At 55.6% G+C, this 8,584-nt stretch carries 8 protein-coding genes; 1 reads left to right on the top strand and 7 read right to left on the bottom strand.

Annotated elements, in window-relative coordinates; all coding sequences use genetic code 11:
• Positions 1 to 103: 103 nt before the first annotated feature.
• Complete coding sequence (locus BEN47_RS19165) at positions 104 to 1,468, top strand: hypothetical protein (RefSeq protein WP_070730859.1); 1,365 nt, start codon at positions 104 to 106, stop codon at positions 1,466 to 1,468.
• Positions 1,469 to 1,480: 12 nt separating this feature from the next.
• Here BEN47_RS19165 and BEN47_RS19160 read toward each other — a convergent pair whose 3' ends face one another.
• The 7 genes from BEN47_RS19160 to BEN47_RS19135 form a co-directional block, all read right to left on the bottom strand.
• The gene (locus BEN47_RS19160) at positions 1,481 to 2,551 is read right to left on the bottom strand and encodes a glycosyltransferase family 4 protein (protein WP_070730857.1); all 1,071 of its coding nucleotides are present in this window, start codon (positions 2,549 to 2,551) and stop codon (positions 1,481 to 1,483) included.
• Between the two features lie 41 nt (positions 2,552 to 2,592).
• On the bottom strand, positions 2,593 to 3,735 hold the full coding sequence (gene rffA, locus BEN47_RS19155) for a dTDP-4-amino-4,6-dideoxygalactose transaminase (RefSeq protein WP_070730854.1): 1,143 nt from the start codon (positions 3,733 to 3,735) through the stop codon (positions 2,593 to 2,595).
• A 42-nt stretch (positions 3,736 to 3,777) separates the two neighbouring features.
• Complete coding sequence (locus BEN47_RS19150; protein ID WP_070730853.1) at positions 3,778 to 4,527, bottom strand: GNAT family N-acetyltransferase; 750 nt, start codon at positions 4,525 to 4,527, stop codon at positions 3,778 to 3,780.
• Entirely contained in the window at positions 4,524 to 5,474 is a 951-nt protein-coding gene (locus tag BEN47_RS19145) for a glycosyltransferase family 2 protein (protein WP_239691670.1), read from the bottom strand. The genes BEN47_RS19150 and BEN47_RS19145 overlap by 4 nt, the downstream gene beginning before the upstream one ends.
• A gap of 63 nt (positions 5,475 to 5,537) precedes the next feature.
• On the bottom strand, positions 5,538 to 5,714 hold the full coding sequence (locus tag BEN47_RS21630) for a hypothetical protein (protein WP_158011110.1): 177 nt from the start codon (positions 5,712 to 5,714) through the stop codon (positions 5,538 to 5,540).
• Positions 5,715 to 5,751: 37 nt separating this feature from the next.
• On the bottom strand, positions 5,752 to 6,963 hold the full coding sequence (locus tag BEN47_RS19140; protein WP_070730849.1) for a glycosyltransferase: 1,212 nt from the start codon (positions 6,961 to 6,963) through the stop codon (positions 5,752 to 5,754).
• 359 nt (positions 6,964 to 7,322) lie between these two features.
• Positions 7,323 to 8,234, bottom strand: coding sequence for a glycosyltransferase family 2 protein (locus BEN47_RS19135; RefSeq protein ID WP_070730847.1), 912 nt, complete (start codon positions 8,232 to 8,234; stop codon positions 7,323 to 7,325).
• Positions 8,235 to 8,584 lie beyond the last annotated feature (350 nt).

Below are 8,584 nucleotides of genomic sequence, written 5' to 3'. Positions count from 1 at the left end.
CTTCTTCGACCGGCTCCCCGAGTTTGGCCAAGAACTCGCGTCCCGCCTAACCCTCAAATTTCATATTCTCGATTCGCATCCTACTTCGTGACGAGTATAGCCCATGGAACTCTCCGACTTATTCTTGACCCCGATTTACCTGAGCATCCTCTATGCCCTAGCCTACTGGGTACGACCTTCAGTCACCAATCAATTTACCAAACCTTATTTTATTCCGGCCCTTACGCTAAAGTTTGTAGGAGCCATTGGCCTAGGTTTAATTTACCAGTTTTATTATGGAGGTGGGGATACTTTCAACTACTATTATCACTCTCAACTTATCCATAGGGCTTTCGACCACTCCTTTTCTACGGGCTGGAAACTGCTCATGGACAACGGCGGAGACAACATCCCGGAAACAGCCCAATACGTAGCTGGCATGTTCTGGCACCAAGAAGGCTCTACTGAATATATGGTTGCTAGGATGACTGCTTTTTTGGGGCTGTTTTGCTTCAACAATTACACAGTTATCAGTCTGCTATTCGCCATGATAAGCTTTAGTGGCATCTGGGCGATGTACATAGCCTTTGCCAAAATACGCCCCCACGTATACAAGGAATTAGCTTGGACCATTTTTTATGTTCCGTCCATGTTTTTCTGGGGGTCCGGTCTGCTAAAGGACTCTCTATGTATGGGGGCGTTGGGCTGGCTTTTCTACGCACTTTATCGAGGTGCCATTCAACGACAGGCTTTGGTGAGATGTACCATAATTGGTTTTGTTGCTGCTTATGCTCTGCTTTCCATCAAGGTATATATTCTGCTTTGCTTCCTACCGGGCGCACTACTCTGGGTCTTCAACGAAACCAACGCCCGCATAAAAAACCAATCTGTTAGACTAGTTGCCAAGCCAGTGTTTCTGGTGGTGGGTAGCTTGATGGCCTTTTACACTGCCACTAATCTGACCAAGGGCGACGAGAAGTATGACGTGGACAACATCGGAGCCCGCAGTAAAATTACTGCCGATTATCTTTATCAGGTCAGCTTGGCTCAAGAAGGCTCAGGCTATTCGCTTGGTGAACTCGACGGTACCATCGGCGGCATGGTAAAGCTAGCTCCCCAAGCTATTGGCACCTCATTATTCCGCCCGTTCATCTGGGAAGCTCACAATCCAGTCATGCTGCTCTCAGCAATTGAGGCGGGTTTCTTTCTCATTTTTACTTTACGAATTTTTTGGCGCACGGGGGTAGCTCGCACCTTCATAATCATTGGGCAGACTCCCGTTCTGGTGCTCTGCTTCGTATTTGGGCTCGTTTTCGCAGCCTCAGTTGGGGTAACCAGTAATAATTTCGGCACTCTAGTGCGCTACAAAATCCCAATTATTCCCTTCTACTTAGGTGGGCTTTACATTCTGCAAAGCCTAGCTTCCCAAGCTAATAACAGGGGCCTCAAAGTGCCCCCTGCAGGCCGCTCCAAGCTCGCCCGTGCCTGAAACGCGGGATTGTTATGAGAATAATGCCAGAAAATTAGGTGTGTTTGCCACTACCGAGTAACGCTCCTCAATGGTCGAGCGAGCAGCCTGGCCCAGGCGCTGGCGCAACGTGGCATCGGCCAAGAGTTGGCGCAGGCTGGCCTCCCACTCTGCCGGGGTTGTGCACACGTAGCCGTTGTGGCCGTGCTGCACCACTTCGGTATTCATACCCACCGGCGACACCAGCGCCGGGATGCCCAGGGCCATGTATTGCAGCGCCTTGAAAGCGCACTTGCCTTTGGCCCACAAATCATCTTCCAGCGGCATCAGCCCCACGTGGAAACCCAGCAGGTCCGCAATTTCGGTGTCCTTGCGCCAAGGCATAAATACCAGCGAGCGCAACGGCAACGCTGGCGGCTGGTTAGAAATAACCCAGAATTCAAAATCCAGCCCCTCCTGCTCCAGCTTTGCCAGTACCGGCACCACCTGGTCGAGGTATTTGAGGGTAGAATGCGTGCCGGTCCAGCCGATGACGAGCCGGCCGGAACCCGCCTGGTCACGCACCCGATTGTGCAGATGCACAGTATCGATGGTAGTGGGGTTGATAATGGCCAGGGGGTTGGACTGCCGGGCGTAGGCCGCCAGATAGGCATTGCCGCAACTGTTTTTGTAGGACAACCGGCAGATATCGGCCACTTTATGGTGCCACTTCACGCCCGTTACTATCTTGTTGGCTTCCGAGGTATTGGCCAACCAGATAGCGTCGTCAAAGTCGTATATAATTTTCTTGCCGAGCACTTTAGCAATGAACCATTCAAATACGGGCGGTCCCACTGGCGCGGCCTCGCGGTGAATAAACACAAAATCGTAGGCTGGCACCTGGAACAGCAGCCCGATGCGCCGAACGAACCCACCAATAATGCCCAGAGCCTTGGCCGCCGTGTGGCCAGGTTTATACAGAATATCCCAGGTAGCTACCGACAGAAACGCGGCCAGCCGGTACTGGTGGCCGGCGGCCGTGAGGATGTCGAGATACTGCTCGAAACGAAAGCGCTGCGAGGGCGCGCGGCCGGGCGGATAGGGAATGACAAAAAGAATACGCATGACGCGGGGTGATTGATAAGCAGAATGGCTGGCTGAACTGCTCAGCGCTTCTCATAAAATGCCAGAACAGCTCCGATAACGCGCTGCTGCTGCTCCGTAGAAAGTTCGTAATACATGGGCAGACGCACCAGGCAATCGGTATAAAAGTCCGCCCAGGGCAATACGCGGCCGTCGTGGTTACTGGCGTAGAACTGGCTTTGGTGCAGCGACTGGTAATGGAAAATGGGCAGAATCTGCCGGGCTTTGAGGTAGCTGATGAGGGCTGTGCGCTCGGCTAGGCTGGTGCAGGTGAGGTAAAACATATGGCCGTTGTTGCTGGCGTAATCAGGCAGCATGGGTAGGCCGACCCCAATTTTGCGCAACGGTGCAAGCTGCGTGAAATAGCTTTGCCACAAAGCTTTGCGCTGCGCCTGAATGCGGTCCAGAGATTCGAGCTGCGCCCACAGGAAGGCGGCAATAATGTCAGACGGCAGGAACGACGAACCGATATCCACCCACCCGTATTTATCGACTTCGCCGCGAAAAAACAACGGGCGGTTGGTGCCTTTTTCCCGGATTATTTCGGCCCTCGTGGCAAATCTGGGGTCGTTAATGGCCAGCATTCCGCCTTCACCGGAAATAATATTTTTGGTTTCGTGAAACGAGAAGGCCGCCAACTGCCCAAAGCTGCCGAGTGGCTGGCCCCGGTAATAGGAATCGATAGCCTGCGCGGCATCTTCCACTACTATCAGGTTGTAGCGGGTAGCTAGGGCTTGAATGGCCTGCATGTCGCAGGCAATGCCGGCGTAATGGACCGGCACAATGGCGCGGGTGCGGGGCGTAATCAGAGCCTCCAGCGTGCTCACGTCCAGATTGGGATTGAGCGCCGTGCTGTCAGCAAACACGATTTTAGCTCCCCGGAGCACAAAGGCATTAGCCGTGGACACAAACGTATAGGAAGGCACAATCACCTCATCGCCCGGCTGTAGGTTGAGCAATATGGCGGCCATCTCCAGCGCATCGGTACAGCTGGTAGTGAGCAGGGCCTTCTGAAAGCCGTACTGCTGCTCGAAAAACTGATGGCAGCGCTTTGTGAACAATCCATCTCCGGAAATCTTTCCTGAGCGCACCGCTTCCTCAATATAGGTAGTCTCGTTACCCGACAGGTACGGCTTATTGAAAGGAATGGGAACGGCAGGAGTCATAAAGCGGATATCCAAAAACGTACGGCAAAATGGCCGGCTGCCTCACAGCCAGAGATGGTAAATATGCTCCACCCGCGCTTCCCGGAAGCCGCAGCGGCGGTAGAAAGCGCAGGCTGGCTCATTATCGAGCTGCGTGGCAACCTGCAACTCGCGAAGGCCCCAGGCAGCCGTGCGCTGCCGGGCGGCAGCCACCAGCTGCTGTCCTATTTTCTGGCGCCGCGCCGATTCGTCTACCGCCAGCAGGCCGATGGTGGCGCGGTTGTCGGCTATCCCCAGCGTGAGCAGGCCGCAGTGTGTAGCGCTGGCCGGCGCAGGGTGGCCGGTACCGGCTTCAACGGCGAAAACCTCACGGGCCAGCTGATGTGACAAGGAATTATGAAGCCAGTGTTGGTAAAGCTTGGGAAATACGGCCGGCGAAAACCGCTTGTCGCGCCGAAATCGCGAATACTTCCCGCTTTGCAAGGCCAAGCTTTCCAGTACCGGGCTGCTAGCCGTAATGGAATGGATGGCAGGGCTGATGGCAAGCGTGGCAGCTCCAGGTTCTACATCGTGCACAAAAATCACCTTACGGTCAGCCAGCCAGGCCCCTGCTTGCAAGGCGCTGGCATTGCTGAAGGCATCGGTTGGGGTAGCCACCACGTAGAGCAGCCGCGTGCCGGCTTGCCGCGCCTCTTGAACCAGTTGCTCGAGGGCAGCCGTGGTTAGGGAATGAGCAGGCAGGCGGGAAACCCCGAAAGCCAGAAATTCACTATCCCAGACCAGCGGCGCAAGATGGTTCACAGGCTCTGTCATAGCTTAACCGGTTGAGCGGTGTCCTCATCAACCAGATAGATGGGGCGGTTTTTCACCTGTTCAAACGTCTTACCCAGATACAGGCCCACCATCCCCAGCACCGAGAGCAAGAGCCCGGACAAAAACCATATCGAGATAATCAGGCTGGTGTAGCCCAATACCACAATGGAGCCCGCCAGGAACCGGCCCAGGGTAACGAGAACCATCACAAAAGCCGCCGCCGACACCAACAGCCCTAGCTTTACCGTGAGGCGCAGCGGCTTATCCGAGTAAGCTAGTATAATATCAAATGCCAAGTCGAGACGGCGGCTGAAGTTGTAGCTGCTGCGACCTTCGGCACGCCGGGCATGCACCACATCGACCGTGCTGCTGCGAAAGCCCACCCACCGCACCATCGCCGGAAAATAACGAATGCTCTCCCGCAGCGAAAGCACCGCATTGATAACTTTTCGGTTATAAACACCGAAATTGGCAATTGCCGGGTCCTGCCGGGTATCGGTGAGATAGGAGAGCACGCGATAAAAGGCCGCGGAGAAAAAGCGCCTGAAAACCGTATCCTGACGAGCGGCGCGGCGGGCAAACACAATGTCGGCCGGTTCTGACTTTGCACGGGCCAGCAGGGCCGGTATTTCTTCCGGCTGGTCCTGCAAGTCACAGTCCATCACCACTACCCATTCGCCCCGGCTGTAGTCCAGACCGGCCGTGATGGCCTTGTGCTGCCCGAAGTTACGGCTCAGCCGCAAGCCCTTCACCCGTGAGTCCAACTCAGCCTGTTGCTTAATCTGCGCCCAAGAGTTACCCGGTTCCCGGTCATCAACAAGAATAATCTCAAAATGCCCGGTAACCGGAGCAACGCTGCTTTTTATGCGCCGAACCAATTCCCCAATCATCCCTTCAGCCTTGTAAACAGGGATGACGACGGAGAGAAATGGCTTGGGAACAGACAAAGTGTAGGATAAAAAAATAAATGCGGAATAAGCTATACCAGCCGGCTTAGCTTGTTACAACGGCTACGGACTGCTTTGCAACAGCTCGCCGAGCAAGCCACCAAACAGCTTGGCGGCGGACAGCAACAGCTTGGCGGCCAGCAGCAGATAGCACCTCTCGGGCGCGTGTAGCACAAAGCTGCTGAAAAATAAAGCTCCGATGTAAATGGATTCCGCCGCTACTTGCCAGATTGGCGTCAAAATTACGGATGAAATCCTGAATGGGGCTGGCTGGCCGCTAGGCGGGGCGGGCCGCCAGCAGGAGGTCGTAGGCCTCTGTGGCCCGGCCAACGGAACGGTATTTCACCGCCAGCTTGCGGATATCGTGGCGGTGCGTCGGGCTTTGCAGCAGAGCAGCCAGGCGAGCCAGGGCTGTGGGTACGCTGCCAGGTTGGCTCAGGTCAAACACGGCCCCACCGCCTTCCGCTTCGATGATGGCCGAATCGTCGCCCACGCCGGGGGTTACCAGCACGGGCAGGCCGCTGGCCCAATATTCACCGATTTTGATTGCCGAGCAAAATAGTCGACAAGGGGCGGGCTTGATGGTGGCAAAGGCGAAGTCGCTGGCCGACAGGTAATCCGGCACCTCGGCGTGCGGGGCTTTGATGACAAACGCCTGCTCCGCCCCTACCCCAATGGCCGCCAGCTTGGCGCGTACTTCCGCTTCGGCATCGGGCGTGAGGATGATGAGCCGGAAGGCCGCCCCGAAATGCGCCGCCGCCGCCTTAAACACCTGGAAGGCCTCGGCATCGTAATAAATGCCTCCAAACTTGCCCACGTACACGCCCACCACCGCCCCGGCCGGCCAGCCCAGCTGCTGCCGAACCCGCGCCCGGGCCCCGGCATCGAAGGTAAAAGCAGTTGCATCGACGGAACACGGCACCGTGACAATACGGCCGGCCGGCACGCCTTCGCGGATAAGCTCCTGACGGTAGTTCTCAGCCACGGGCATCAGGCCCAGGGCCAACTGTTTCTGCTTGGTTTCCCAGTGTCGCTGAAACAGGTAGCGCGGGTCATAAGCCCGCCACACGCCCGACTCCAGCATATAATCAGCGTGCGGCTCAAATGATTCGACGTAAAACGGCAGCTTGGTTTTTTGCCACACCAAGTAAGCTAGTGCTCCGGCCGGTGCGCCCCGCGCCAAAATTAAATCGGGCCGGAATTCCGCCACCTGCTTAATTAGCTCAGCCGGAAAGCGCGTAAAATCCTCAATCTTATTGAAAATAACATTACTGGAAGGCTTGGAGCGCAACGGCTCAAAGCTGATTTTAGTGACCGCAAAGCCGGGCGCAAATATCAATTCGGCCTGCGCCTCCGCGCTGCGCTCAATGGTCACGAGCCGGATGGCTTCCACATCGGGCCGCTCCTGCAGGATGCGCAGATGCGGAAAAACCGTCGAGGTAGTCAGGCCATCGTTCAGGCCCCAATAGCCGAGGAATAGAATACGCATGTATTTACGATAAACAGGTCTTAGTAACTAGCTCAGCTTACGCACTGATGTTACGCAGGAATTTAGTTGAGCAGCCAGCAAAGTAGCAGCGCGAATTTTTAGCTCACACTACTATTTTATTGCTTAATATCAATTACTTAACCCAAGTTGCGGATTACGAACACGAGCCCCAGCGGGGCGACATATCGGTAGTAAAACATCCTGGTTTTAGTTAATCAAAGCCCCAGCGGGGCGGCATTCGTTTAACAAGTGTCGCCCCGCTGGGGCTTTGAAGTGCTTTTTTACGGGGATTACTACCGATATGCCGCCCCGCTGGGGCTTGGCCTTATAGTACGCAACTTGGGTTACTTATTATTTTTCTAGCCGCGCGCTTTTTTCAGCCAGCCCACGGCCTTCTGGCCTATCACGCAGCGCAGCAGCAGCACTGCCGCCTGCCCCTTGGGCAAGTGCGGGGCGGCACGGCGGGCAAAGCGTAGCGCTGCGGCCCGGTGCCCATCGGCGTAGGCGTGAATGGCGCAGAGGTAGTACACCCGGCCCGTGAGTATGCGCTGCTGGGCGGGCGTGAGACGCACGCGGCCCAGCATCCAGGCCAGGGCCAGCTGGAGGCGGCGCACCAGGGCCGTATTGTCCGAGCGCATAGAGCGCTGGTCGTGGTCGTTCATGGTCAGCGTCACGGCATCTATTAGGTAGATGCGGTCGTCCTGGGTGTTTTCGAGCATGAACATCCAGTCTTCCACGGCCGCGTACTGCCGGTCCTCCTCAAACGGGTGCAGCGCCGGGTTCTGGCGGCGCACGCAGATGTTGCAGGCCAGCGCATTGCCGGTTACGAAGGTATCGAGGCCGTACCAGCCTTCGGGCAGCACGGCGGTATCGCTGGCAGCCCGCACACCGTCGCGGTCAAAATCGAACTTGGTGGCAATGAAGTTGGGCTGGCCCAATGCCTCGATTTTGCGGTGCAACGTGGCCAGATGCTCGGGATGAAACCGGTCATCGGAATCCAGAAAAATCACATACCGACCCTGGGCGCGGGCAAAACCGTAGTTGCGGGCCACGCCGCGCTCGGCGTTTTCCTTGCGATAGTAGCGCAGACGCGGGTCGGTGAAGCGGCCCACTACCTCGGCGGTATTGTCCTTGCTGCCATCATCCACTACCAGAATTTCCAACTGCCCAAAGGTCTGGGCTAGTATCGAGTCCAGCGTCAGCCCGATGAGGTCGGCGCGGTTGTAGGTGGGAATTACAACTGTGAAAAAGGGGATAACCGGGCTTACCATAACACAAAGGTAGGGTCAGGACCGAAAGTCTTTATATAAGCAATTGGTGATGTGAAATGTATCTCCAACATTTATAATGCGGGTGGACGGTCTTTTATAATTGATGTGACGCACCACTTCGGCCCGTTGGCTAGAAACAGCCTTTTCTCGAGAAGTTGAAGTGCCTCTGTGAAGCGGAAACACAATTAGTGCGTAACATAAGTAATTAAGTAATAACTTTTCAGAAATCGTTATGGTAACGCTGTTATTTCGGCGGTGGTCTAATTTAAGGTGAGATTGTAATTGTCAATGACAATTTTAATGCGGGCGTTATGCATGGGCAAGGATTTGCTAAAGGAGCAGGATTTTCG

The sequence above is a fragment of the Hymenobacter lapidarius genome, from assembly GCF_001816145.1.
In the GTDB taxonomy this organism is placed as follows: Bacteria; Bacteroidota; Bacteroidia; order Cytophagales; family Hymenobacteraceae; genus Hymenobacter; species Hymenobacter lapidarius.
The sequence above is the reverse complement of the archived record's forward strand: the minus strand, read 5'-3'. Positions and strand labels throughout refer to the sequence as shown.

Excerpts from the sequence above, each read along its gene's own strand:
- BEN47_RS19165 (WP_070730859.1), top strand. The coding sequence starts at position 104 with ATGGAACTCTCCGACTTATTCTTGACCCCGATTTACCTGAGCATCCTC.
- BEN47_RS19160 (WP_070730857.1), bottom strand. The coding sequence starts at position 2,551 with ATGCGTATTCTTTTTGTCATTCCCTATCCGCCCGGCCGCGCGCCCTCG.
- rffA (WP_070730854.1), bottom strand. The coding sequence starts at position 3,735 with ATGACTCCTGCCGTTCCCATTCCTTTCAATAAGCCGTACCTGTCGGGT.
- BEN47_RS19150 (WP_070730853.1), bottom strand. The coding sequence starts at position 4,527 with ATGACAGAGCCTGTGAACCATCTTGCGCCGCTGGTCTGGGATAGTGAA.
- BEN47_RS19140 (WP_070730849.1), bottom strand. The coding sequence starts at position 6,963 with ATGCGTATTCTATTCCTCGGCTATTGGGGCCTGAACGATGGCCTGACT.
- BEN47_RS19135 (WP_070730847.1), bottom strand. The coding sequence starts at position 8,234 with ATGGTAAGCCCGGTTATCCCCTTTTTCACAGTTGTAATTCCCACCTAC.